This window comes from Pirellulales bacterium (assembly GCA_035533075.1).
GTDB lineage: Bacteria > Planctomycetota > Planctomycetia > Pirellulales > JAICIG01 > DASSFG01.
In genome coordinates this window covers 12,110-36,970 of record DATLUO010000266.1, presented here as the reverse complement: position 1 = coordinate 36,970, position 24,861 = coordinate 12,110, and the positions used below count along the sequence as shown (strand labels likewise).

Here is a 24,861-nt window from a genome sequence, read left to right as displayed (position 1 = left end):
GCTCAGCCGTGTGCAGACCGAGTTCCTGGCCACGCTCACCCAGGAAGTGAACGAAAACGCCGAGGTGCTGTGCGACGGCGAATTCATGCTCAACGAGTTCGTCGATCGCTTCGGCCCCCGGCTGGCCCATCTCAACGGCGTACTGCAGGTGCTGGCCCAGTTGAGTGCCGTTCCGGCCAACTCGTGACGGCGGCGCGCAGCGAACTGGCCGGGCAAATCGAATCGTGGCTGCGCAGGCGTTTGCCGCGTGAAGTATAGCAAGCGGTCATCAGTCGCTCAGGCTGAGATCGAACGTGTTGCTGCCGCTGGGCTTGACCTCGAACTTCAAGGGCGATTCGACGGGACTTTGATATTTCGACGGCAGCGTTTCTTTTGGTCCCTCGCGCGGCTTGTCCGCGTTGGCCATCGCGTCTTCCATGCTCACTGTTTTGGTGTCGCCGGAGCCGGTCAATTTCGAAACAGTGGCCGTATAGCTGCCCGGCTTCACTCTCAGGCTGTAGCCGCCGTCGGCGTCCGACATTCCCGCGCCAGGCGTCAGGCCGGCGTCGCTGACGAACGTGACAACGGCGCCGGCCAGCGGCTGCCCGCCGTGGGTTACCTTGCCCGAAACCGGTACGGTGCCCGTGTCACGGTCGCTTTTTGAACAACCAACCGCCAGCACCGCCGCCAGCGAGAACAAACAAAACCTGCCGGTAGGGTGGGACCAGCGAGCTTGCGAGCGCCGGCCCACCCTGAACGAAGTCGCGAACGCACAAGGAAAAAACACGAAGGATCTCACGATAGAGGAGTGCTCGAAAAAGTGCCCTCGCTCAAGGTACGACTGAGAAGGACTAGGGGGTGCCTCCCAGGCCATAGGCCTCGCCACCGGCAACCGTCCCCATGGCGCCCCAGACACCGTAGTTCAAGGCGGGCGGCATGCCATAATTGCCGCAATCGATGCCTTCCGTGACGAAACGCACGCTGCCGTCGGCCATGCCCACCAGCACGCCGCCGGGATGCCAGCTTGTGGGCGGAAAGATTCCGTTGGCATTGCTGGGATTGAGGCCGGTCGTGCCGTAGCACGTGGGACTATTGGGCGGCAGTATCGTTGTGAACAAGGTCCAGTACGGATGGCCCATCATCCACTGGTCGCCGTTCTGGTAATTGCTGATGTTAACGATTTGGCCGGCCACGTAGTTCCGGTTTTGGGCCGTAGCCAGGCAGATCGTCGGGTTCGGGATCAAGACGGCTGGGGTATGTCCTTGGACGCCCTGGCCCATGATGGTCGTCGACGGCGGCGGCGTTACGCCGTTGCGCCTTGCCGTGGTGAGCGCTTTTTCGCTGATGTTGGCGGTGTTGCTGGTGCCGTCGAGAATGTTGCGAATCGCCTTTTGCTGGTTGCTGCCGGTGCAGGGTTTTTTGGTGGAGGCCATCCAGTGGCTATAGATGCCGTTCGTCTCAGCGGTGTAGTTGTTGATGCTCGTACCCGCATTGAAGTGATAGCTGCGCTGGCCCATGCCCGCGTAATTCGTGTTCACGGGATAGGGGCTCGACGGACAAATCATTACGCTGAGTTGCGTGGTGAGCAGCGTGTGCCACGGCACGTTGGTGGCGGGACCCCAGGGATAAACCGATCCGCTTGCGGGATTGTTGTTTTCGCCGTCGATGAACTGCCAAATCGGCGCTTGCTCGGCATAGGGCAACAGCGTGAGAAAGCCGCTAAAATCGCCGCAACGGTTGTCTTCGTTCCATCCGCCCCGTCCATAAGTAAACTTGCGCCACGTATCGTGGTAGAGGATCGTGGCCAGCCCCAACTGCTTGATGTTGTTGTTGCACTGCGACCGCCGGGCCGCTTCGCGGGCCGCCTGCACGGCGGGCAGCAACAAGGCGATCAAGATGCCGATGATGGCGATCACCACCAATAATTCGACCAACGTAAAAGCGCGGCGCGCCGGGCCGCTCGACCGATGGGTCTTCATGGCACGAGACTCCAGTTTGCTCGAAGGAAGGATGTGGGTCGCTCTAAAAGCGGAAAAACAACGACCAGCTTCTACCGTTCCGGGTAGCCTTTAACAGGCTATCCTACCAGGAAACGGCGGGGAGTCAATCAGGCGCGCTGCCGGGCATCGCGGCGCCGGTGGCTGGGGCAGAGCTTGGCCGGAACCGGCCGAGCATTATTTTTTTCCCAACTGGCCTTGACCGCGCTTGGCCGGGCGGGTATTTAACCGCCTCTCTTCTGCCAAGCTCTGTAAGACACATCTGATAGTACGCAAACCCGCCAAGGAAGGCCTGACGTTTGCGCCGGCGGACCGCGCCCATCCGACGCGCCCGCCGCCGCGACCGCGATCTTCCTCCGCGCGGGGACCGCGCCATTTCCCACCATCCCATCTGAGTCACATGTTGCCAGGATTGGTCTCCTCGCGCCCTTGGGGCCGAGCACCTGGCGAATCCGAAAGGAGATCGCGTTGAACACCTCATCTCGGATCCTCGCCGCCTGCGTCGGCACGAGTTTGGCCGTGACGTCGGCGTCGACTTGGGCGGCGCCGCCCACAGTCGCCCTGCAAGCGCTCGACGGCCTGGCCGCCTTCGGGCAGGCCGCGCCGGCACGCAACCCCGAAGAAGCCAAGCGGCAGGTGGCCGACCTGCTCTCCAAGGCCCGCCAGGCCATGAACGAAGGCAACCTGGAGACTGCCGACTCGCTGCTCGGCCGCGCCGAAAAGATTCCGGTCACCTATGGCATGATGCACATGGGCGACACCCCCAAAAAGGCGCGGCGCGATCTGAACGGGATGCGAAAGCGTTCGTCGGCCGGTCCCAAACGGCCCAGCGAGCTGTTCGCGCCCGAGGGCCGGGAAAAACAGGCAAAACAACCCTCCGGCGTGCGCGATCCCTTCGCGCAAGGTGCCAACCGCTTTGAGCCGACCATGGACCGGCCCCCGGCCGATACCGGCATGTCGGCCGGTCCGCGGGACGAAAGCTTGCCTCCGGCCGAAGACACGCTGGGCAACTTGCCCGGCCAACGACCCTTCCCCAGCGAATCGCCGTTCGGCAAACAGACGATGACCGCGCCGCCGGAAGACGATCGTCACGAGCCGGGCCTGCCCACCGTCGGCGCCGCGGCCTCCAGTCAGACCGCCGATGAGCTGCTGCGCGAGGAAGGCGGCAAGCTGCTGGTGAGGGCGCGGCGCTCGTTGGCCGTGGGCGACCTGCGACTGGCCGCCGAGCTGGTCAATCAGGCCAAAGCCCTCGGCTTGCAATACGACTTTCAAGAAGATTCGCCGGCCAAGGTCGAAGCGGTCGTCCAGCATTACGCTCAGCTTCCGCAGCAGGGCGGCCCCGACTCGGAGACTTATCGCCGTCGCAAGGCGGAGTGCCTGTTGGAACAGGCCGAAGGGTTGCTGGCCTGGCACGAATTCGATGAGGCCCAGCGGCTGGTCGAGAATGCGCGGCGCTTGAAGGTGGTGTATGGCCCGGCCGACGCCACGCCCGAATTGCTGCTGGAGCGCATCGCGGCGGCCCGCCGCGGCGGCGGCGGCCGCATCGAGCCGCTCCCGCCGGTCGAGGCCGACCCCGCGGGCGGCGGTTTCGGCGACTTTCCGCCAGGCGCCCCCGCCGGCGCGCCAAACCACGCCGGGCGGTCGCCGCTGGCCGCGGCCGACGCGCAGCAGAAAGAGCAAGCGATCAGGTTCATGGGCCAGGCGCATGCGGCCCTGGCGGCCGGCGACGTGGAACGTGCCGAAACCCTGGCCGAGCAGGCCGAAAGCCTCGGCGTGCCCGACGCGGCCTTCGGTCCCAAGGACGAGCGGCCCTGGCAGTTGGTGCTGAAAATCCAGCGGCTGCGTCAGGAGCGGCACAAGGTCCGGCCGGCCGGCGGCGTCATGCCGATCGGCACCGACGAAAAGGATCCCGCCGCGGCCAGCCAGGCGATTTATGACCGCGAGCACGACCTCACGCGCAACGTGCCCGCCAGGGCACAGAACGAGGTCGAGCCCCAAGACGGCCTGGAACTGTTCCAACGCGGCGAGCAGGCCCTGCGCGACCACGACCGCGCCACCGCGCTGAATTGGTTCCGCAAGGCGAACCTTCACCGCGACGAGCTCGACCCGCTCACGCAACAGCGGCTGCAAGACCATTTGCAGTTTCTGGCCCGTCCCCAAGAGACCGGCAAAAAGCCCGGCGGCGACGGCTCCATGCTGGCCGAGACGGCCGCCGCGCAGCAGCTCAAATATCGGCAGGCGGCCGCCGAGCTGTCGCGCAAAGAACAGGCCGCGGCCCGGCTCCGCGAGACGAGCCCCAAGCAGGCCCGGCAAGCGCTGGAAGAGTGCCGCGACATCGTCGAGAGGGCGGAACTCGAAAAGGCCGCCCGCGACGTTCTGCTGCGCCGCGTCGACCGCCAGTTGGAAGAGCTCGACCGCTACGTCGGCGCCAACAAGGGCCGCATCGAGCTGAACGAGCGGAACAACGAGGTGCGGACCGAGATCGAACGCGAACGCCAGACCAAGGTCGAGGTGCAGGAAAAGCTGGCCAAGCTGGTCGACGAATTCAACAAGCTGATGCATGAAAAGCGCTATCCCGAAGCCGAAGTCGTCTACAAGCGGGCGGCCGAGATCGCGCCCGACGAGCTGGTGGTGCAGCAGCTCAAAAATACGGTCAAACTCGTATCGGCTACGCAGAAATACAACGAGATCCGCGAAGCCAAGGCAGACGGCTTCGTGGCATCGTTGAACGGCGTCGAAGAGTCGGCGATTCCCTTCGACGACAACAAGCCCTACGTCCACGGCGACGCCAAGACCTGGCAAAAGCTGACCGAGACGCGCCGAGAACAGCTTCGCCAATTGGCCAACCGCAAAACCGAGCGCGATTTGGAGATCGAGAAGAAGCTGCGCACCCCCGTGTGGTTGAAGTATAAAGACGCGCCGCTGGCCCAGGTGATCGAAGACCTGGGCAAGCTGGCGCAAATTCCGACCTACCTCGATCCGCGCGGGCTGACCGAAGAAGGCGTCGACTCGAACACGCCCGTGAGCATCAATCTCACCTCCGAGATTTCGCTGAAGAGCGCCTTGGACCTGATCTTGCAGCCGCTGCACCTGAGCTATGTGATCAAGAGCGAGGTGCTCAAGATCACCAGCGAACAGATGCGCGACGGCGAGGTGTTTCCGAAGATTTACTACGTGGCCGACCTGGTGACGCCGATCCCGAATTTCGTGCCCAACAGCCGCATGGGCATCCGGGGCGCGCTGGACGACGCGCAGGCCAATCTGCCGAACAACTGGGCGGGCCTCAACGGCGACGCGCCGCTCTCCGTGGCGGTCTCGAATCCGGCCTCCGGCGGCAACGCGGTGGGCGACGCCCGCTCGTTGTTGGCCCAAATGAGCACCGGCAGCGCCTCGGCGATCGCGCCCCTCAACCCCTCCTCGTCATTGGCCGGCCCCGGCGGACTGTCGGGCGGCACCCAGGCCGACTTCGAGACCCTGATCGATCTGCTCACCTCGACCATCGCCCCCACCACCTGGGACGACGTGGGCGGACCCGGATCCATTCAGCAGTTCCAGGGCAACTTGAGCCTCGTCATCAGCCAGACGCAGGAAGTTCACGAAGAGATCGCCGACTTGCTCGACCAGCTCCGCCGCCTGCAAGACCTGCAGGTGACGATCGAGGTGCGGTTCATCACGCTCAACGACAACTTCTTCGAACGTATCGGCGTCAACTTCGATATCAATCTTCCCACCAGGCTGAACAAACCGTTCGCCCTGTTCGGACAGAGCCTGGGCGAGGTCAACGTCCCAAATACCGGCTCATCCAACGCTTTTCCGCCGCAGGGAAACACCATCCAAAATATCGGCCTGCCGGCCAACGGCCTGAACCAGTCGCAGTCGGTGACCGTCGGTCTGGCGCCGGGCGCCACCGGCAGCGTGCTCTACAGCTCCGACCTGGACATTCCGGTGCAGCAGGGAAGCTTCGCCCTGGCGACTCCGCAGTTCGGCGGTTATCAGGCCGGCGCGGGTTCGACCGTGGGCTTCGCGATCTTGAGCAACATCGAGGCCTACTTCCTGATCGAGGCTTCGCAAGGCGACCGCCGCAGCAACGTGTTGCAGGCGCCCAAGGTGACGCTCTTCAACGGCCAGAGCGCGACCGTGTTCGACGTCACGCAGACGCCGTTCGTGATCAGCGTGATTCCGGTGGTCGGGGCCTTCGCCGCGGCGCAGCAGCCGGTGATCATCGTGCTCAACGAGGGAACGGCGCTCACGGTGCAGGCGGTGATCTCCAGCGACCGCCGCTTCGTGCGGTTGACGTTGGTTCCCTTCTTCAGCAACATAACGCAGGTCAGCACTTTCACGTTCCAAGGTTCGAGCAACACCACGCAGAACAGCGATTCGGAAGGCCCCAGCGCCAACACGACGAAGCGCGTGACTTCGACCGTCACGTCCACGCAAGGCACCACGGTGCAGTTGCCGTCGTTCTCGTTCTTCTCGGTGAGTACGACGGTGAGCGTGCCCGACGGCGGCACGGTGTTGTTGGGCGGCGTGAAGCGACTGTCGGAAGGCCGCAACGAATTCGGCACGCCGATCTTGAGCAAGCTTCCGTATCTGAACCGTCTGTTCAAGAACGTGGGCATCGGCCGCGAGACGCAAAGCCTGATGATGATGGTCACGCCGCGGATCATCATTCAGGAGGAGGAAGAAGCGCTGCTGGGCATTCCGGCCACGCCGTAAGAGGGTTCAGGGTTCAGGGTTCAGGGTTCAGCGACGCGCAAGCGGACTTCGCCTACAAAATCCAGCACACGAAGGCTTCGGGGTTCGGGGTTCAGCGACGCGCAAGCGGAGTTCGCCTGCGAACCGACTGCCACCTTTCCTGAACCCTGAACCCTGAACCCTGAACCCTCATCCGCCTCCCACTATCTCCGCCAACGCGGGGCCCAGATCGGCGAATCGGAACTCGTAGCCCGTGCGCAAGGCGACCTGCGGCACGGCGCGCTGCGAGGCCAAGAGCACTTCGGCGAACTGGCCCAGGGCCAGCTTCAGCATGATGCCCGGCGCGGGAAACAGCGCCGGGCGGTGCAACGTGGCGGCCAGCGTTTGGGTGAACTCGCGGTTGGTCACGGGGTGGGGCGCGACGGCGTTCATCGGCCCGTCGATATCGGCCGCGGTGGCCGCGTGCAACAGCAGCCCCACGAGATCGTCGACGTGGATCCAGGGCATCCATTGCCGGCCGCCGGCCAGGCGGCCGCCGAGGCCCAGCTTGAACGGCGGGAGCATTTTTTTCAGTGCGCCGCCTTCGCGGCCCAACACGATGCCGATGCGCGGGTTGACGACGCGCACGCCGAGGCGCCGGGCTTCGCCGGACGCCAGCTCCCACAGGCGGCAGACCTCGGCCAGAAAATCCTCGCCCGGCGGCGACGATTCGTCGAGGATTTCGTCTCCCCGATCGCCGTAGTAGCCGACGGCCGAGGCCGAGACCAGCACGCGCGGCCGCTCGCCGGCGGCCGCCAGCCCTTTCACCAGGTTGGCCGTGCCCACGCGCCGGCTGTCGCGAATGCGGGCTTTCTTTCGGGCGGTCCAACGTCCTTCGGCCACCGGCTCTCCGGCCAGATGGAAAACCACGTCGACGCCCCGCAGGGCCGCTTCGGGCGGCGGGCCCGACATCGGCTCCCAGCCATAGACGTCGATCTCCGGCCGCGGCTTGTCGAAGCGGTCGGGCCAGCGCGTAAGCACTACCGGCTGTTCCAGCCGTGCGAGCAGTCGTCTGCCGATGAAGCCGGTCGCTCCGGTTACCAAGGCGCGCATGGGGTTCAGGGTTCAGGGTTCAGGGTTCAGGTTCAGCGGATCGCCGGCGGTGTTCGTGCGAAGCGTAAGGTGGGACAAGCGAGCTTGCGAGCGCCGGCCCACCGTTAGCGAGGAAAGAGGAAGCGAAAAAGTTGTTTTCATGGAGTCGCCCCTCCCCTCCGACTCCTGCCTCGCTTCGCGTTATCCTAGCAGAAACCGCCGACGGCGACGAAGCGCGCAAAAAAACCGCGCGTTGCCCGCCAGGGGGCCACGCGCGGATAGAAAACTCAACAAGCAGGGGTTAGGCGGAACGCTTGAGCCAAAACGACCGGTCTCGGACGGCGCTTAGCCGCCAGTGAGATTCGCCTGGCCCTCGCCGCCGTCCTTGGAACCCATCGCTCCCCATACACCATAGGGGCTGGGGCCAGTGATGGGCTCAGGGAATGTCAGATTGCCCGTGTCGATCCCCTCGGTGACAAACCGCACCGAACCGTCGGCCATGGCGACCAAAGCACCGCCCGGATGATTGCTCGATACGGTGCTGATGGTGCCGGTCGTCTTGCTGATCACGCCGTTCTGGACCGGGACAGCCGCGCCGACGGCCGTGTCGGTATCCGCGCCGGCGCAGTTGGGGGCGTTCGGCGGCAGCACGGTCATGAAAGCGGCGTAGGCAGGTGCTCCGTCGGGCCAGCGATTGCCACCCCACGGCTCGGCATTGGTAAACGTCAGAATAGCGTTGGTCGAGAAGTTCGATCCGATCGCTTGGGCCAGGCAGAGCGAGGGATTCGCCTGAACGCTGGCAACCACGCAGAACTCACCGCTCCGGCTGCTCATGCCCTTGGCGACGGTGCGGGTTGTGTAACAGTGCTCCGAGACCATCGCCGTGTTGCTCGTGCCGTCCAGCACGGCCGCTATCGCCGTCTTGCTATTCATGTAAGAAAAAATGCCGCGGCACTGCCCACCTCCCCCGTACAGGCACGGCCCGGTGTTCGCATTGTTGCCGCTCATGGTTTCACCCACGCAGAACACGTAGTTGCTTCGCGCGGTGTCGGTGAAATTCGACGTCATGTCGTAGACCTCAGATGGACAAATGTAGCTCGGAATGGTCTGCCGCCAGGGCACGTAGTTGCCGTCCCAGGCCACGTTGCCCATGGGCGGGTAGACGCCGGTGAGGTTATTGGCGTAGAGCGCTCCGGTACCGCCTGAGCGGATCCTGTCCCAGAGGGCTTGCTGCTCCATGTAGGGCAGCAGCATCACCCGCGGACTCAGGCGGTTTCCGTCGTTGGGACTGCCGGTAGTAGTACCCACGGCGAGCGGAGGGAAGACCTTGATCGCGTCGATGTAGTTATGCAGTGCCAAGCCGAACTGCTTCAGGTTGTTGTTGCACTGGCTTCGCCGGGCGGCCTCGCGGGCGGCCTGGATGGCGGGCAACAAAAGAGCGATCAAAATGCCGATGATGGCGATCACCACCAACAGCTCCACTAGTGTAAAGCCGCGTCTGTGCTTCATGGTTGGGTCCTGAATTAAAGGGGGCGAATAAAAAAAGCAAGCTCAATGCCCATCGCCTTGGTGCAACCGACCGCTGGAGAGAACATCCGCCGGAAATGCGAAGGGAACGGTTACTCCGGCCGAACCGCTTCCATTTCAGGTTCTAGCGTGGCAGCGGCGGATTGTCAACCGTCTTGCGGGACCGTTTTTTATTTTTATATCGCCCGTGGCTTGAACCGCGAGCCAGGTCCTCGCCGCGCCCTCGCCGGTGCTGTGCTGGACGCCGCTGGCCCAGCCTATTGACGGCGAGCACGCCGCTCATTATCTTCATTCACGTCTTTCGCCGGCTTGTCTTCGCCGCGTCGGCGCCATGTCGATCAAGGGATAGTCGGGTTTTTGCCATGCGTGCTTCATTTTTTCGCGCCGTTGCCATCGTTTCGTTGGGATCCCTGCTGACATTGGGTTGTTCCAGTCAGAAAGGCCCGGCCACGGCCAAGGTGTCGGGCGTCGTGACCTACAAGGGAGCGCCGGTCGAGGGCGCCACGGTTGTTTTCGCGCCCCCGGGGGGCGGACGCCCAGGAACCGCCGTCACCGACGCCCAGGGCCACTATGAACTTTCGACGTTTGGCGACAAGGACGGCGCCATTCCGGGCGACTATAAGGTCACGGTGCAGAAGACCAAGACCGAGGGATCGATCCCGGATTTGAGCCAGGAGGAGATGAACGACAGACAGATGCGTGGAGAAACCATTCCCGGTCCGATCACGGTCAACCTGCTGCCCGAAAAGTACATCTCGCCGACCACCACCGACCTCAACGCCACGGTCAAGCTCGGCACGAAGAACGAGATTCCGCTGGAATTGAAGGACTAGCGCCACCACCGGGGCATCGCTGGCCGGCGGCGCGTATCGCAAGGGCCGGATCGATCTCGGCCAGCTTCTGCCCCAGCCACCGACGATTGCGTGCAGTCTAGCAACTGGCGGGTGGCTGAAGTTTTATGGTCCGGCGGGAGCTCCGCCCTCGTTGCCCTCCTTGGAACCCATCGCTCCCCAAACGCCGTAGGGGCTGGGGCCCGTGATTGGCTCAGGGAACGACAGGTTGCCCGTATCGATCCCCTCGCTGACAAACCGAACGGAACCATCGGCCATGGCCACCAAGGCGCCGCCCGGATGGTTGCTCGAGACGGTGCTGATGGTGCCGGTGGTCGTACTGATCACACCGTTCTGGACCGGGATGCTTTGACCGGTGACGCAGGTGTCCGTATCGGCGCCGACGCAGTTGGGGCTATTCGGCGGCAGCACGGTCATGAATCCGGCGTACTGGGGCGATCCGTCGGGCCAGCGGTTGCCCCCCCACGGCTCGGCATTCGTAAACGTCAGAACGGCTAAAGTCGTGAAGTTCGATCCGCTCGCTTGGGCCAGGCAGAGCGCGGGATTCGTCTGAACGTTGGGAACGACGCAGAACTCACCGCTCCTGCTGGTCATGCCCTTGACGACGGTGCGGGTTGTGTAACAGTGCTCCGAGACCATCGCGGTGTTACTCGTGCCGTCCAGCACGGCCGCGATCGACGTCTTGCTGTTGAAATAGGAGAAGATGCCGCGACACTGCCCGCCCGTCGCGTACAGGCACGGCCCGGTGTTCGCATTGTTGCCGCTCATGGTGTCGCCCACGCAGAACACGTAGTTGCTCCGCGCGGTGTCGGTGAAATTCGACGTCATGTCGTAGACCTCCGAGGGACAGATATAGGTTGGAATCGTCGTGACCCACGGTACAAAGGTGTTCGTCCAGGCGTTCGGCCCCTGCGGCGGAAAGTTGATGGCGGTCGTCGGAGGGGTTTGCCAGGGTCCGGGAACGGACTGCTGCGGCCCGTTCCCGCCGGCGCGGATCGCGTCCCAGAGCGCCTGTTGGTCGACGTAGGGAAGCAGCATCACGCGCGGACCAAGACGGTTTCCGTTGTTGATACCGCCGCTGTTGGTCCCCACGGCGAGCGGCGGAAAGACCCTTTTCACGTCGATTTAGTTTTGCACGGCCAAGGCGATCTGCTTCAGGTTGTTGTTGCACTGGCTGCGGCGTGCCGCCTCGCGGGCCGCCTGAATGGCCGGCAACAACAGTGCGATCAAAATGCCGATGATGGCGATCACCACCAGCAACTCGACGAGCGTGAAAGCGCGTCTGCGTACCATAAACTCGGCTCCTCGAAACATGAACAGGAATGGGCAACGGCAATAAAAGCGGAGCACGCGCGAAGAAATCGCGAGCGCTCGCCTACGACGCTATTTCTTTTATCCGGGCGGAAGGAAGGTTGTCAATAAACCCGGATCTGTATTTTATTTTTTTTAAGTTGAAATAGGGGACACAAGAACTCCCCGCGGGGCCTCTTGACGGTGACCTCATCGCTCGCTACCCTCATTTTTTCGGCCCCTTTTGGGAAACTGCTTCCCCCGATTTTTCGCCTTGTTCCACCATGCTTACTCGGGTTCAGACGACGACGCTCGTTTCGTCGTGCGTGTTGCTGGCGTTGGGTTGTTCCGCACAGAAAGGTCCGGCCACGGCCAAAGTGTCGGGCGTCGTGACCTACCAGGGCCAGCCGGTGGACGGGGCCACCGTGGTCTTTGCACCACCGGCGGGCGGACGTCCCGGCACCGCCACCACCGACGCCCAAGGCCGCTACGAACTTTCGTCGTATGGCGAAAAGGACGGCGCGGTGCCCGGCGACTACAAGGTCACGGTGCAAAAGACCAAAACCGAGGGAGCAGAGCCGAATTTGACTTACGAACAGATGAACGAAATGCAATCGAGAGGCGAGGACATTCCCGGTCCGGTCAGCATCAACCTGCTGCCCGAAAAGTACCTCTCGGCGGCCACCACCGACCTGAACGCCACGGTCAAGCCCGGCACGCAGAACGACATCCCGCTGGAATTGAAGGACTAATCCGTCAACGTCAGCGTTACCTCGTTCGGTCCCTGCTCCGTGACGGTGGCGGAAAGCTGCGAGCTCTCAGGCAGCTTATATTTGGCGGGCAACAGATCCTTTGGCTGGGCAGGCGGAGCGTCCGGGTCGGGCGGCACGTAGTCCGCATCCGAGGTGGCTTCTTTGCCCGTCGGTGGCAACTCGGTCTTGACCACCGTGACCTTGTACTCGCCCACCGGCACTCCCTCGCCTTGCGCGGAGCGGAGCGTAAACCGCCCCTCCTTGTCCGTCGAGCCGTAGCCGCTGGCCGTGGGCGAGATGAAACTGACGGACGCGCCCTCCACCGGCGAGCCGTTGTAGGTGACGGTGCCCGTGACCGTCTTGCCGGCGACGTGCGGCTTGCTATTGCAGCCGCCACATAGCGCCAGCACGAACGCCGCCGTGAAAATGCATTTGCCCTCGCCGCGGCCGCCACTTTTCGCGACAGTTCCTTCAACCATCATGGCGCCGTCCGTCCTTCACCGCCGTCCTTGGAACCCAGAGCGCCCCAAACACCGTACGGGCTCGGTCCCCCCGAGACTTCCGTCATTGCCAGGTTTCCGGTGTCGATCGTTTCGTTCACGAACCGCACCGACCCGTCGGCCATGACGGCCAGCACCCCGCCCGGATGATAGCTGCTGGGAGGATAGACGCCCGAATAACAATCGGCGTTGACATTGGAGTCGCCGGTGCAAGCCGGACCATTGGGAGCGATGACGGTGTTGAAGCCGACGCGCTCCATCTGACCGTCTGTCCAGAGGTGGCCGAAGCGGTTCTTGACGATCGTTGGCGTGACGTAGTAGCCGCTGCTTCCGACTTGGGCCAGACACAAGCCGGGATTGGTGGCCAGCGGCTTGGTGTTGAGATTGGCGAGTCCGGTGGCCGTCCCGGCTTTGATGGGCTGCGGGTTCTTGTTTCCGAGCCCGCCGCCGTTGTAGGCGCCGCGGCAGCGCTCGCTCATGGCCACCGTGTTGCTGGTGCCGTCGAGCACCTCATTCAGGCCCACACAATTGTTGACCGCGAACAGGCCCCGCGACTGGTTCGAGTCGCGGTTATCATAAATCGTGTCGCCCTTGCTGAAGCAGTAATTGTTCTGCCCGACCGCGCCCGGCGCCGGGACCGGCACGATCTCGGAAGGGCAGATCAACGCGGGAAGGGTGTAATTCCAGTTGGACCAACTGCACCATCCGCACCAACCTTGGGGGTAGGTCGCAGGGTTGCCGCCGCCAGCGCGAATATTGTCCCACATCGGCTGCTGCTCGATGAACGGCAACATGGGAATAAGACCGCTGAGCCGAGAGCAGTTTCCCCAATAAGGCAGGGTCGTGGTGTTGCACTTGGGACCCGAGCCGCCCTTGCCGAAGGGCAGCTTCTTGTTCACGTCGTGATAGTTTTGCAGCCCCAGCCCAAGTTGCTTGAGGTTGTTGTTGCACTGCGTGCGGCGGGCGGCCTCACGGGCAGCCTGAACGGCGGGCAGCAACAGGGCGATCAAAATGCCGATGATGGCGATCACCACCAACAGCTCGACCAAGGTAAACGCGGGACGACGCGGTCTCATAAAAGTGTTTCCGATAATGGGGGCGACACGACGACAACACCATCGGGACGTCCCGAAAAAAGCAATGTGCATCGATCGTTGTGACCGCACCCTCTGGGCACAGCACCCTTAGCTTACAATGCTGCAAGCCGGTTTGGCAACACTTTTAAGCAAGAAACGAAAAAACGACAGGCGCCAGAGACGCCGGCCGGCCGTTTTGCTCCGTCATGGGTTCACCCCGGCTTCGCCGCCCGACTTGGAACCCATGGCGCCCCACACACCGTAGGGGCTGGCTCCCGCTGTGACCTCGGTCCAGGCCAGGTTTCCGGTGTCGATGGCCTCGCTCACCAACCGCACCGAACCATCGGCCATGACGGCCATGGCTCCGCCCGGATGATAGCTGCTGGGCGGGTAGATGCCCGAGGCGCTGTCGGCGTTGACGTTGGAATCTCCGGTGCAGGCAGGACCGTTGGGAGCGAGCACGGTGTTGAAGCCGTTGCGCTCCATCTGCCCGTCCGTCCACAGGCGGCCAAAGCGGGTCTTGCAGATCGCCGGGTTGGCGTAAAAATTCCCGTTCGTCCCGACCTGCGCCAGGCAGACGCCCGGATTGGTCGCCGGGTTGGTGTTGAGGTTGGCCAGGCCGGTGGCCTCGCCGCTTTTGAGCGGGATGGACCCGGCTTGACCGAGTCCGGCATCGACGGTCGCCCGACAACGCTCGCTCATGGCCACCGTGTTGCTGGTGCCGTCGAGCACTTCGTTCAGCCCCACGTTGATGCTGTACTGAAACAGGCCCCGCGTCTGGCTCGAGTAGCAGTTGTTATAAATCGAGTCGCCCCGGCTGAAGCAATAGTTGTTCTGGCCCACCGAACCGGCGGAAGGCACGGACACGATGTCCGAGGGACAGACCAGGCCGGGAACGGTGTAGTTCCAGGCGCCCCAGCCAATCCAGCCCGCCGGCCCCTGCGGGCTGTTGCAAGTGCCCGTATCGACCGTCGCGCTGCGGATATTGTCCCACATGCTTTGCTGCTCCAGAAAAGGGAGCATCGGGATCAATCCGCTCAGGCGATTGCAATTGCCTTGGAACGGCTTCGCCGAGGCCTGGCAAAAGCTCGTGCCCCCTTTGGCATAGGGCAGCTTTTTATTGACGTCGTGGTAGTTTTGCAGCCCCAAACCGAGTTGCTTGAGGTTGTTCGTACACTGCGCTCGGCGGGCGGCCTCACGCGCCGCCTGAACGGCGGGCAGCAACAGGGCGATCAAAATGCCGATGATGGCAATCACCACCAACAGCTCAACCAAGGTAAAAGCGCGGCGCGCGGAGCGGGACAAGCGGTGCATGGAACTCTCTTGAAAGGGGGTGCGACAACGAGGGCAGTGTGGTGACGCACGGGCCAGCCGTTGCGGAACCGGCGTCGATAGAAACTGAAGACCCGCGAAATGGCCGGGCCGCCGGCACAAGGTGGGGACTAACGAACTGAAATTCGCGGTTACGGAGGGGGCCTCTTCCCTACGTTAACACTAGTTTAACGAGACAAGGCGGGTAAGGCAAGTATCGAGCGGTGTTGAGAGATTACAAATTGCTAACCAAGGCGATAGGTTTCAGGCGTCAGGCGTCAGGCAAACGTTGATTCAAGTATTCCTGAACCCTGAACCCTGAACCCTTTGATGGTGGGCCGGCGCCCGCAAGCTCGCTGGTCCCACCCTACGCCCACCATACCACGCGCTAGTCTTCGTCCCGCCGCGCGTTGAGGCTGAGCGACTTCTTGCGGCTGGCATACCAGGCCTTCCAGGCGTCGCGGTCGAAATCGAAGTTCAGGCCGCCCGACAAGCGCACCAGGGCCTCCAGCACTTCGGGGTTCTTTAGGGTGACCTTGATGGTCTTCGGGCCGCTATTGCCGAAGCTGAATCCGCCGCTGGCCGGGCCGCCGTTGAACGAGCCGAAGCCCGCCGTCGTGCCGGGCTGGGCTGGGGCCACCTGCTGAATGTGGTCGGTCACCAGGGCCTCGATCAGCGGACCGATGGCCTTGCGGTCTTTCAGCCGGCCCAAGGCCATCGCCGCCCGGTTGATCGTCGCGTTCTCCTTGTCGCGCAGCCTGCCGATGAAAAGATCGGTGAAGGCCGGCAGCGGCTTTTCCGTCACGTATTCCAGCGCCGTCAAGCGGATTTCTTCCGAGGGGTCGTTCAGGCTGCGGAGGCAGAGGATCATCATGGCGACGGGCGTGCCGATGCGGGCCAGCGCTTCGACGTAACGCTTGCGATAGGCTTCGACCTTCTCGTTGTCCAGAAAATCAGACAGGGCGCGGGTGGCGAAGGGGTCGTCGATGCGGCCGATCTGCTCCAGTGCCTCGTTCGCCCGCGGGCCCTCGAGCCAGTTGCGCCAGGTCTTGATGCGGCGCTTCCATTCTTTTTCGGCCAGCTCGACCTTGCGCGCGGCTTCTTTCAACTCCATTTCCTGGGGAGTCATCCACTGCCCCAGATACTCGACGTAGCCCTGGTCCTCCCAATACTGCCGTTGCGTCTTCCAAGCGCCGCCGTCGCGCGTGTGGCGCAACAGCCGGTGGGCTTCGTTGAAGTTGGGATCGATCTCGAGCACGCGCTCCAGGTGTTTCTGGCGCTGGGCCGTCAGATGATGGTCGCGGCACCAGCCGGCCAGGGCCATCTGCCCCTCGACGGTGTCGGGGAACTGGCTGCGGACCTTTTCGTATTCTTCCTGGGAGGTGCTCTGCCCGATGACTTCTTTAACCTGCGACTTGTCGAACGTGAGCCGGCCGCTGGCCGTTTCGACGATGTACTTGTCGCGCGGCGATTTCTTGGCGTCGAGCAGCGCGCCTTCGATGCGGCCGCCGTTTTCCAGCACGACGACGTCCGCCCGCACGCGGTCCGTCGCCAGCGAAGTGAGCGCGATGGTCAACAGGGCCGCGGAGGAGATGGTCGTGCGAGTCATGGTGCGGTTGTGGGGTTGGGAGTTGGGGGTCTGTAGGGTGGGGCCAGCGAGCTTGCGAGCGCCGGCGCACCATCGCCGCAGTTCTGGATTTTCGATTTTGGATTGTGGATTCCGATAATCGAAAATCCAAAATCCAAAAATCACGGTGGGCCGGCGCTTGCAAGCTCGCTGGCCCCACCCTACCCCAATCAGATAGTATAGGTGAATCAACCCAAGTCGAGCAACAAAATAGAGGATTGGTTTGCCATGAGCGAGTCGGTTTGTCAGCATCGGGCCCAGGCGCCGGCCGCGCTGGGCTGCGCGGTGATTACGGTCAGCGACACCCGCACTCCGGAAACCGATACGGGCGGCAAGGCCGTGGCCGATTACCTCACCGCCGCCGGGCATGCGGTGCTGGCCAAGGAGATCATTCCCGACGAACCCGATCGCATGCGGCCGTTAGTCACGTCGCTGGCCGAGCGGAGCGACATCGACGTGATTTTATTGACTGGCGGGACGGGCATCGGCAGCCGCGACCAGACCTTTGAGACCATCAGCGGGTTGTTGACCAAGCCTTTGCCGGGCTACGGCGAAATCTTTCGCTGGCTGAGTTTTGAGGACGTCGGCCCAGCGGCGATGCTCAGCCGGGCGACCGGCGGTCTGGTCGGCCAGACGGTGGTGCTGACGATGCCCGGTTCTCCCGCCGCCGTGCGGCTGGCGATGGAAAAGCTGATCGTGCCGGAAGTCGGGCATCTCGTGCGCGAGGCGCGACGCTAAGGGCGTCATGCCATTCCCGCCGCACGCCGCACTTCGGCTTGCACTTCGTCGACGTTGCCAGACGCGTCGATGACGACCATCCGTTGCGAGTGCCGGGCAGCCTCGGCCAAGTAGCCGGCCCGTAGCGCGGCGCGAAAGGCCTCGCCCTGCCGCTCCATGCGATCGAGCGGTCGAGCGAGCCGCTCGGCCGCCCGTGCGTCGTCGATGTCGAGCACAAAGGTCAGATCGGGTTCCAGTCCGCCGGTGGCGACTCGGCCGACTTGCCACAGCGATGGCACGTCGAGACCCCCCGCGTGTCCCTGATAAACGACGTTGGCCAACAGAAAACGGTCGGAAACCACCACCTTGCCGGCTTCCAGGGCCGGACGAATCACCTGCTCGACAAGCTGCGCACGGGCGGCCATGTAGAGCAACATTTCCGCCCGCCGGGCGATGTTCAGGTCGTCGCGGTGCAACAGCAGCTTGCGGAGTTCGTCGCCCAGCGGAGTGCTTCCCGGATCGCGGCAAACCACGACCTCGCGACCGTGCTCGCGCAGCCCCTCGGCAAACAGCCGCACCTGCGTGCTCTTGCCGCTGCCGTCGATGCCGTCGAAGGAATAAAACATGGTAGACGGTAAACAGTAGACGGTAGATCGTAAGAGTCAACCCCGCATCGCCGGGCCAATCAGCCCCGTCAGCTTCCACCAGGCCGGTCGATGATAGAGTTCGAGCGCCCGCCGCGCCAGAAGGTGGGCCTGACGGTGGCTGGCAAACCACAGGGGCTTCGGCCGCGCTACCAGCGGCCCTTCGACGATGCTCTTTTCCACGTCGTGCAGAAAGAACGGGTTGTGGACCCAACCGATGCCGCTCTGGGGATCGGCCGCCGACGCGCCGGGATAACCGCCCCAGGGAACGCACATCATGGCATACGCCAGCCCCGGCCAGACATTCACGCCCACCGTGCCGTAACGGAGCCGCGCCAGCGCCGACTGCCAGCAGGCTTGCCCTTGGGACGTGCCCCGAAACGTCGGGTGGACCATCAGCCCCACGCCCAACGTGCCCCAGACACGCTCGTTGACGAACTCCACAGCCTGGTCCAAAAACTCCGCTGGACTTGCCGCGTCGAGCGCGGTCTCGGCGCAGACGCAGACGAACGACTCTTCATCGAACCACGGCGAGGGTGCGTGACGATCGACGTCGCGCACCAGCGTCCAGGGGAGGGTTCCGGGCGGATCGTCGTCCGGTTCCTGACCGACAAAGCGGCAGAAGCGGTCGCGGGCACCGGGATAATACGCTTTGCGACGCGGCGTGCGGTCGAGGGCAGCCCGCACTTTGTCGAGAAAGCGCCGGCGGTCGGGCCACTCACGGCAAGTGACGATCAGCTTGGCGGCGATGCAGTTGAACGAAGCGTTATTGGTCACCATGGCGGCCACGTTCTCGGCCTGAAAGTCGAGCTGCCGGTCGCTGTAAGGCCCCGGCACCACGATCCACGGCGTCACATTGCCCAGCTCGCTGGTGATCGGCTTGTTGAGCACGGGCCGGTTGGCTGCTTTTCGCTCCTCTCGTTCGACGCCGGGCGGCCCCCAGACAATCGCTTCGTGTGCCGCCTGCGAGCCGGTGATGTGGACCTCATCGACCGAGGCATGATGGGCCGCATACGCGCCGACATCGGCGCCGCCGTGGCAGATTCGCAAAAAACCCCGCGCGATGAGCGGCGCGAACGCTCGCTCGAAGACAGCGGCCAGATAGTCGTTCACGGGGTTGAGCTTGAGCAGCACCACGCGGTTGTGCTGAAAGATTTTCGTCAAGGCATCGACGGCGGGGATCGACGAGACGTTGCCCGCGCCGAGAACGAGCGCCACGGCGACGTCGCTAAACTGGTCGCGGACCGCGGCTGCTTGCCGGGCCTCGAAGTTCGTTTCGTCGACGTCGCTCGACAGCCAGGCTTCGGCGCGGTAGCCGGGGAATAAAAGGGGATCGTAAAGTCCGCGCGCCGGGAACAGCGGCACCCGCAGCCGAGAGTCGTCACCACGAAACAGCTTGCCCGGCAAACGCGGATGGCCGCATTCCACGATGTCGGTCAGGCTGCTTTCCAAGAGCCGCAGATATCGCAGCACGGCCAGCGGTCCCGCCGCAATTTCTTCGCTGGCCACGGGACTGTCGGGCGGAATCCCCTTCGCACGGCAAGCGGCGCCGAGCCACTCGTCCACCGCCTCGAACACGCCCTCGGCGCATTCGTGTACCAAACCGATGCGTTGCGCCAGCGGTGTATCGCGCCAGCGGGCCTTGCCGTCGCTCAGTTCGGCAAGCAACGGATCGACACTCATACCGTCATTCTCGAATCTACTCACGAACGAGTCAACCTTGCCAGATCGACTTGCTCGGCGACCACGGTTTTTTCGTCGGTGGCGGAGGCCACCGCGGCGATCACTTGCTCGTGGCCGGAGGCCAACACCCGCGTGGCAAAAGCCACCGACTTTTCGGAAACATTGAACATTCGGCCGGTTTTTTCAAGGCGGCCTCAAGATTGTTGCAAGACCCGTCGTCCATGCGGGTTATGTTGCAAAGCTCGCCGCGGCGACGGTGTTGTTTTCCGCAACGCGGGCACACTACAATCAACGGCGTCCATTCCCACTTAGCGGTTGCTCCCGGCGGCCGAGGCGACGTCTTTCACCATGTTTCCTTACCAGCTCGATTTCGACAGCCCGTGGTATCTGCTGCTGCTCGTGCTGCTGCCATTTATGTGGTGGTCGGGCCGGCGCAGTCTCTCCGGGCTGGGCCGCGTGCGGAAGTGGGCGGTGCTGCTGCTGCGGTCGGCAGTGTTCGTGTTCATCGTGCTGTCGCTGGCCGAAATCCAGTGGGTGCGGACCAACGACCGCTTGACAGTCATTTATCTGCTCGACCAGTCGCTAAGCATCCCGCCGGAGCGGCGCGAGGCGATGATCCAGTTTTTCAACGAGTCGGTCCGCCAGCACCGCAAGAAAGACGATCGCGCGGGCGTGATTGTTTTCGGCCGTGAAGCGGTCATCGAGATGCCGCCCTTCGACGATACGGTGCAGCTTTCGCCGCGCGTGGAAACGCCGCTCGATCCGGAATCGACCAACCTGGCTGGGGCACTCAAGCTGGCCCAGGCGACGTTTCCCGAAGACGCCGCCAAACGCATCGTCGTCGTCAGCGACGGCAACCAGAACATGGGCGACGCGCTCGACCAGGGCCGTCACGTGGCCGACGCCGGCGTGGGCATCGACGTGCAGCCGGTGCGGTTCCTCTCGCGCAGCGAGGTGCTGGTCGAAAAAGTCACGCTTCCGCCCGACGTGCGCAAGGGTCAGCCGTTCGATCTGCGCGTGGTGCTCAACAACACCACGCAGCCGGCCGAGGGCGAGTCGGGCGTGGTCCGCGGCAAGGTGATCGTCTCGCAGCGCACCGACGACCAGCCGCACGTGATCGCCGAAAAGCCGGTCGAGCTGCCGCCCGGAAAAACCGTGCTCTCCGTGCGGCAGGAGCTGGAGCAGCCGCACTTTTATACCTACGAGGCCCGCTTCGTGCCCGACCTCCCGGCCGACGATGCCATGATCGAGAACAACCGGGCCACCACGTTCACGCACGTGCGCGGCAGCGGGCAAGTGCTGTTGATCGAAGACGCCGAGAACCGCGGCGAGCACGAGTTTCTGGTCCACAAGCTGCGTCAGGAGAACCTGGAAGTGACCGTTCACGCCAGCGATCACCTGTTCAACGGTCTGGCCGAGCTGCAACAGTTCGACACCGTGGTGCTGGCCAACGCGCCGCGAGAAGATTTCAGCGACCAGCAGATCGCCATGCTGGCCCAGAACACGCAGAGCATGGGCTGCGGTCTGGTGATGCTGGGCGGGCCGAACGGTTTTGGCGCGGGCGGTTGGAACAATACCGCGATCGAAGAAGCGATGCCCGTCGATTTCCAGATCAAAAGCGCCAAGGTCGTGCCCAAGGGAGCGCTGGCCTTGGTAATGCACGCCTCGGAAATGGCCGACGGCAACCATTGGCAAAAGGTGATTGCCAAAGAAGCGATCAAGGCGCTGGGCAACGAAGATTATTGCGGTCTATTGCCCGGCACCGACCAGTGGCTATGGGGCGGCATGATCCGGGTGGGCGGGTCTCGGCCGCGGATGCTGGCGTTGATCGACCGCATGACGCCGATGGACATGCCCGATTTCGATTCGGGCCTGAAGCGGGCGCATCGGGCCATGTCGGCCCTCACCGACGCGGCCGTGAAGCACATGATCATCATCAGCGACGGCGACCCTTCGCCGGCCACGGGGCCCGTGCTCAACGCCCTGAAGAAGCTGCGGGTGACGGTTTCGTCGGTGGCGGTGGGCGCCCACGGGCCGGCCGAAAGCGCCGTGATGCAAGACATCGCGCGAAAGACCGGCGGCAAGTTTTACCAGGTGCTGAATCCCAACGCCTTGCCGCGCATCTTTCAGAAGGAGGCGCGCCGCGTGGCCCGGCCGCTGGTCTATGAAAAAGACACCGGCTTCTCGCCCTACATTCGCTTTCAGCACGAGATGGTAAGCGGCATCAGCGCGCCGCTGCCGCCGATCACGGGCTTCGTGCAGACGACGGTCAAGAAGAACCCGCTGGTCGAAGTCTCGCTCGTTTCGCCGGAGCCGGCCGGCGAAGACAACGCCACCCTCCTGGCAAGCTGGACCTATGGGCTGGGCAAGGCCGTGGCCTTCACCAGCGACGCGGGCGCCCGCTGGACGAAGCAGTGGACCGCCTGGGAAGGCTACGACAAGCTGTTCAGCCAGATCATCCGCTGGTCGATGCGGCCGGCCGGCGACCTGGGCAAGTTCACCGTGGCCACCGACGTCGAGCAGGGTCAGGTGAAGGTGTTTGTGACGGCGCTCGACAAAGACGATGAGTTTTTGAATTTTCTGGACCTGGGCGGGGCCGTGATCGGTCCCGATATGAAGTCGCACGAGGTCCAGTTGGAGCAGACCTCGCCCGGCCGCTACGTCGGTTCGTTCCAGGCCGACGACGCGGGCAGCTACTTCGTGATGCTCAGCCCCGGCGCGGGCCAGGCGCCGCTGCTCACCGGCGTAAACGTGCCCTATTCGCCGGAATTCCGCGACCGCGAGACGAACGAAGCCTTGTTGGCCGGCCTGGCACAGCTCGAGCCCAAAGGCGGCCCGCCGGGCGAGTTGATCGACGATCCGACCGGCCGCGGCGACCCGAAAATCCTGGCCCAAACGAACACCTTCCGGCACGATTTGCCCAAGGCCACCAGTCGGCAGGACGTCTGGCAATATGCCCTGCTGATCGCCGGGCTGACCTTTTTCTTCGACGTCTTTTTCCGGCGCGTGCAGGTGAGCTTTGCCTGGGTGCCTCGGCTGGCGGGGAGGGTGCGCGACCGGCTGTTGGGCCGCCAGCCGCAGGGGCCGCCGCCGGAGTACATGTCGCGGCTGCGCAGCCGCAAGGCCGAAGTCAGCGAGCAGCTTGCGCAGCGCCGCGCCGCCGCGCGCTTCGAGCCGACGGCCGAGCAGCCGGCCGACACGGCCGCGCTCGAAGAAGAGCTTGCCGCGCCGGAGGCCCAGTCTTCGCGTGCCGCCGGCCGCGGCGGTCTTTCGCCGGAAGCACAGCAGGAAGAAGAGAGCTACACCAGCCGGCTGCTGAAGGTGAAGAAGGACGTGCGAAAGAGGACGGACCAGCAGTGAGTGACAAAACCGGCAATGCATTAGGCGTAGGGTGGGACCAGCGAGCTTGCGAGCGCCGGCCCACCCTACCTCGATAACGCGGCGGGCGGGCCGGACCCGCGCAAAAAAAAACCGCCGCCCGGCCCGAAGGCCGGACAGCGGCTGACCCAGGAGATCGTGCTGCGCTTAGTAGTTGTCGTCCTCCTGGTTCTCAGCTTGGTTTTGTTGACGCCGGTTCGCTCGCCGGCCATCGCTGTAGGTGCCCTGTTCGTCGCCCTCGCGGTAGCTGCTGCGGCGGCCCGTACGGTAATTGCCGCGCTGGTACTGAGAGAGGAATTCCTGGTGCGACTCCAGCGTGGCGTGCAGCGTGCGCTGACGCCCGTTGCGATCGACTTCGATGGAAATGTCGTCGTCGGGACCGCGCTGCGAGAGGTTGCGCATCAGGTCGCGGCTGGAGTTCACATCGTCGTCGTCGATGGCGATGATCTCGTCGCCGGGACGAATGCCGGCTTCTTCCGCGGGGCTGCCGGGATAAACATTGGTGACAAACGCGCCGTCGCGGGAGTTCTCATCCAGGGTGACGCCCAGGAAGGCCCGATCACGGTCGCGCGAGCTGCCCCGCTCGTTCTGCGAGTTGCGGTTCCATTGCTCCTGGTCTTCATCGCCATAATTCGCCCCTCGCGATCCACGCGCGTAGGTACGGTTGTTATTGCGCTGATTGCCGTAGCCCTGTTCGCCGTAGCCCTGGGCATACCGCTGGTTGCCATAACCCTGATTACCATAACCCTGGTTGGCATATTCTTCGTCGCCAGACCACTGGTTGCGCGACCGTGTGTTACGGTTTCCCTGATTGCCGTACTGCTGATTGCCGTACTGCTGATTGCCGTACTGCTGGTTGCCGTACTGCTGATTGCCGTACTGCTGGTTGCGCGAGCCTTGACCCTGGCGGCCACCTGCCTCGAGCGTGGCCGTGACCGTATCTCGCCGGCCGTCACGCAAGATGCCGATTTCCACCTCTTCATTTTGCCCAGCCCGGTCGATCTGCTGCTTGAGTTGCTGCACGCTGGACACGCGGTGGCCATTGACACTCAGGATTTCGTCGCCGCGCTCCAGACCCGCCTCTTCAGCCGGACTGTCATCGAGCACTCGGCGGACCTCCAGCGGGTTGGATTCGTCGTTGTAGAACACCACACCCAGCGTCGCGTGCCGCGCTTGCGAGCTGCGCGACGAACGGCCGGCCGACGACCGTTGGCCCTGATCGGAATTCCGGTCGTTCGATCGGTTGTTGTCGCGATCTTGCGCGCCGGATGAACCAGAATCGTCCCGGCTGTTCCCGCTACGGCTTTGGGCCGGGGCGTTGGTGGTGGTCAACAGCACGGCCAGCACGCCGACTGCGACCCGACTCGCATTGCGGCTCAGAGAGCCAAACCATAATTGTCGCATCGAACCTTCCTCCTAAAAGTTGTGTGCCCGCGCACAGCGAGACCCTCTCGCCAGGCGCGTGGCGGCACGAAACGAAACAGAGCAGAGAAACAGGGCGCGATCGGTCGAGGACCGCGGGCAGAAACAGCAAATGCCCGCCCTGGGCTCCAGAAGGACGTAAGATGTCCCGGCAGCCATTGAACGCCGGGGGCCTGTACCAAGGCCGCTGGACCGTCAAGACCCGCAACGACCCAGCGCGGTTGAGTGTACCGCGCCGAGAATCGTTGTCAATGCCACGAAGTACGCAGCCCTGGAACGCCGTGCGTTGACTTGCGCCATACGGCTCCTAGAATAGCCTATTTGCCTTTTATTTGGGGAAG

General features: G+C 63.7%; 18 protein-coding genes and 1 pseudogene. 6 read left to right on the top strand and 13 right to left on the bottom strand.

The window, feature by feature from the left end:
- Window positions 1–187 (top strand): hypothetical protein (locus VNH11_33220; protein ID HVA51250.1); only part of this gene is annotated, 187 nt, incomplete at its 5' end.
- Between the two features lie 81 nt (window positions 188–268).
- Here the strand turns inward: VNH11_33220 and VNH11_33215 are convergent.
- Both VNH11_33215 and VNH11_33210 read right to left on the bottom strand, forming a co-directional pair.
- A complete protein-coding gene (locus VNH11_33215; protein ID HVA51249.1) occupies window positions 269–679 on the bottom strand; it encodes a carboxypeptidase-like regulatory domain-containing protein in 411 nt (136 codons plus the stop codon).
- Window positions 680–830: 151 nt separating this feature from the next.
- On the bottom strand, window positions 831–1,958 hold the full coding sequence (locus tag VNH11_33210; GenBank protein HVA51248.1) for a DUF1559 domain-containing protein: 1,128 nt from the start codon (window positions 1,956–1,958) through the stop codon (window positions 831–833).
- A 486-nt stretch (window positions 1,959–2,444) separates the two neighbouring features.
- Here VNH11_33210 and VNH11_33205 point away from each other — a divergent pair, with 486 nt between their 5' ends.
- Complete coding sequence (locus tag VNH11_33205) at window positions 2,445–6,692, top strand: hypothetical protein (protein ID HVA51247.1); 4,248 nt, start codon at window positions 2,445–2,447, stop codon at window positions 6,690–6,692.
- Between the two features lie 168 nt (window positions 6,693–6,860).
- On the opposite strand, the gene VNH11_33200 is transcribed toward VNH11_33205, so the two are convergent.
- Together VNH11_33200 and VNH11_33195 are read right to left on the bottom strand one after the other, a co-directional pair.
- Window positions 6,861–7,763, bottom strand: coding sequence for a TIGR01777 family oxidoreductase (locus tag VNH11_33200; GenBank protein HVA51246.1), 903 nt, complete (start codon window positions 7,761–7,763; stop codon window positions 6,861–6,863).
- A gap of 324 nt (window positions 7,764–8,087) precedes the next feature.
- The gene (locus VNH11_33195) at window positions 8,088–9,251 is read right to left on the bottom strand and encodes a DUF1559 domain-containing protein (GenBank protein HVA51245.1); all 1,164 of its coding nucleotides are present in this window, start codon (window positions 9,249–9,251) and stop codon (window positions 8,088–8,090) included.
- 380 nt (window positions 9,252–9,631) lie between these two features.
- Between VNH11_33195 and VNH11_33190 the strand changes: the two genes are divergently transcribed.
- On the top strand, window positions 9,632–10,102 hold the full coding sequence (locus VNH11_33190; GenBank protein HVA51244.1) for a carboxypeptidase-like regulatory domain-containing protein: 471 nt from the start codon (window positions 9,632–9,634) through the stop codon (window positions 10,100–10,102).
- Between the two features lie 123 nt (window positions 10,103–10,225).
- On the opposite strand, the pseudogene VNH11_33185 reads toward VNH11_33190, so the two are convergent.
- Window positions 10,226–11,413, bottom strand: a pseudogene (locus VNH11_33185) (DUF1559 domain-containing protein).
- A 281-nt stretch (window positions 11,414–11,694) separates the two neighbouring features.
- On the opposite strand from VNH11_33185, the gene VNH11_33180 reads away from it, so the two are divergent.
- Window positions 11,695–12,162, top strand: coding sequence for a carboxypeptidase-like regulatory domain-containing protein (locus VNH11_33180; GenBank protein ID HVA51243.1), 468 nt, complete (start codon window positions 11,695–11,697; stop codon window positions 12,160–12,162).
- On the opposite strand, the gene VNH11_33175 is transcribed toward VNH11_33180, so the two are convergent.
- From VNH11_33175 to VNH11_33160, 4 genes are all read right to left on the bottom strand, one after another.
- A complete protein-coding gene (locus tag VNH11_33175; protein HVA51242.1) occupies window positions 12,159–12,644 on the bottom strand; it encodes a carboxypeptidase-like regulatory domain-containing protein in 486 nt (161 codons plus the stop codon). The two genes, VNH11_33180 and VNH11_33175, sit on opposite strands and share 4 nt — an antisense overlap.
- Complete coding sequence (locus tag VNH11_33170; protein HVA51241.1) at window positions 12,641–13,738, bottom strand: DUF1559 domain-containing protein; 1,098 nt, start codon at window positions 13,736–13,738, stop codon at window positions 12,641–12,643. Before VNH11_33170 ends, VNH11_33175 begins: the two co-directional genes overlap by 4 nt.
- Before the next feature lie 204 nt (window positions 13,739–13,942).
- Window positions 13,943–15,052 carry a DUF1559 domain-containing protein gene (locus tag VNH11_33165; GenBank protein HVA51240.1) on the bottom strand — a complete coding sequence of 370 codons (1,110 nt, stop codon included), beginning with the start codon at window positions 15,050–15,052 and terminating at the stop codon, window positions 13,943–13,945.
- 385 nt (window positions 15,053–15,437) lie between these two features.
- The gene (locus VNH11_33160; protein ID HVA51239.1) at window positions 15,438–16,658 is read right to left on the bottom strand and encodes a HEAT repeat domain-containing protein; all 1,221 of its coding nucleotides are present in this window, start codon (window positions 16,656–16,658) and stop codon (window positions 15,438–15,440) included.
- 246 nt (window positions 16,659–16,904) lie between these two features.
- Here VNH11_33160 and VNH11_33155 point away from each other — a divergent pair, with 246 nt between their 5' ends.
- On the top strand, window positions 16,905–17,414 hold the full coding sequence (locus VNH11_33155) for a molybdenum cofactor biosynthesis protein B (protein ID HVA51238.1): 510 nt from the start codon (window positions 16,905–16,907) through the stop codon (window positions 17,412–17,414).
- A 5-nt stretch (window positions 17,415–17,419) separates the two neighbouring features.
- Here the strand turns inward: VNH11_33155 and tmk are convergent, their stop codons facing one another.
- From tmk to VNH11_33140, 3 genes are read right to left on the bottom strand one after another with little or no spacing between them, the layout of a single operon-like run.
- Window positions 17,420–18,019 carry a dTMP kinase gene (tmk, locus tag VNH11_33150; GenBank protein ID HVA51237.1) on the bottom strand — a complete coding sequence of 200 codons (600 nt, stop codon included), beginning with the start codon at window positions 18,017–18,019 and terminating at the stop codon, window positions 17,420–17,422.
- Between the two features lie 36 nt (window positions 18,020–18,055).
- Window positions 18,056–19,720 carry a hypothetical protein gene (locus tag VNH11_33145; GenBank protein ID HVA51236.1) on the bottom strand — a complete coding sequence of 555 codons (1,665 nt, stop codon included), beginning with the start codon at window positions 19,718–19,720 and terminating at the stop codon, window positions 18,056–18,058.
- A 20-nt stretch (window positions 19,721–19,740) separates the two neighbouring features.
- The gene (locus VNH11_33140) at window positions 19,741–19,890 is read right to left on the bottom strand and encodes a hypothetical protein (protein HVA51235.1); all 150 of its coding nucleotides are present in this window, start codon (window positions 19,888–19,890) and stop codon (window positions 19,741–19,743) included.
- Window positions 19,891–20,068: 178 nt separating this feature from the next.
- Here VNH11_33140 and VNH11_33135 point away from each other — a divergent pair, with 178 nt between their 5' ends.
- Window positions 20,069–23,080 (top strand): VWA domain-containing protein, encoded by a 3,012-nt coding sequence (locus VNH11_33135; GenBank protein ID HVA51234.1) that lies wholly within the window; start codon window positions 20,069–20,071, stop codon window positions 23,078–23,080.
- 165 nt (window positions 23,081–23,245) lie between these two features.
- On the opposite strand, the gene VNH11_33130 is transcribed toward VNH11_33135, so the two are convergent.
- A complete protein-coding gene (locus VNH11_33130; GenBank protein ID HVA51233.1) occupies window positions 23,246–24,502 on the bottom strand; it encodes a PDZ domain-containing protein in 1,257 nt (418 codons plus the stop codon).
- Window positions 24,503–24,861 lie beyond the last annotated feature (359 nt).

Bases quoted from the DNA above. Each gene is read 5' to 3' on its own strand.
- VNH11_33190 (HVA51244.1), top strand. From the start codon at position 9,632: ATGCGTGCTTCATTTTTTCGCGCCGTTGCCATCGTTTCGTTGGGATCC.
- VNH11_33145 (HVA51236.1), bottom strand. From the start codon at position 19,720: ATGAGTGTCGATCCGTTGCTTGCCGAACTGAGCGACGGCAAGGCCCGC.
- VNH11_33200 (HVA51246.1), bottom strand. From the start codon at position 7,763: ATGCGCGCCTTGGTAACCGGAGCGACCGGCTTCATCGGCAGACGACTG.
- VNH11_33170 (HVA51241.1), bottom strand. From the start codon at position 13,738: ATGAGACCGCGTCGTCCCGCGTTTACCTTGGTCGAGCTGTTGGTGGTG.
- VNH11_33210 (HVA51248.1), bottom strand. From the start codon at position 1,958: ATGAAGACCCATCGGTCGAGCGGCCCGGCGCGCCGCGCTTTTACGTTG.
- VNH11_33160 (HVA51239.1), bottom strand. From the start codon at position 16,658: ATGACTCGCACGACCATCTCCTCCGCGGCCCTGTTGACCATCGCGCTC.
- VNH11_33155 (HVA51238.1), top strand. From the start codon at position 16,905: ATGAGCGAGTCGGTTTGTCAGCATCGGGCCCAGGCGCCGGCCGCGCTG.
- VNH11_33180 (HVA51243.1), top strand. From the start codon at position 11,695: ATGCTTACTCGGGTTCAGACGACGACGCTCGTTTCGTCGTGCGTGTTG.
- VNH11_33135 (HVA51234.1), top strand. From the start codon at position 20,069: ATGTTTCCTTACCAGCTCGATTTCGACAGCCCGTGGTATCTGCTGCTG.
- VNH11_33165 (HVA51240.1), bottom strand. From the start codon at position 15,052: ATGCACCGCTTGTCCCGCTCCGCGCGCCGCGCTTTTACCTTGGTTGAG.
- VNH11_33130 (HVA51233.1), bottom strand. From the start codon at position 24,502: ATGCGACAATTATGGTTTGGCTCTCTGAGCCGCAATGCGAGTCGGGTC.
- VNH11_33140 (HVA51235.1), bottom strand. From the start codon at position 19,890: ATGTTCAATGTTTCCGAAAAGTCGGTGGCTTTTGCCACGCGGGTGTTG.
- tmk (HVA51237.1), bottom strand. From the start codon at position 18,019: ATGTTTTATTCCTTCGACGGCATCGACGGCAGCGGCAAGAGCACGCAG.
- VNH11_33195 (HVA51245.1), bottom strand. From the start codon at position 9,251: ATGAAGCACAGACGCGGCTTTACACTAGTGGAGCTGTTGGTGGTGATC.
- VNH11_33175 (HVA51242.1), bottom strand. From the start codon at position 12,644: ATGATGGTTGAAGGAACTGTCGCGAAAAGTGGCGGCCGCGGCGAGGGC.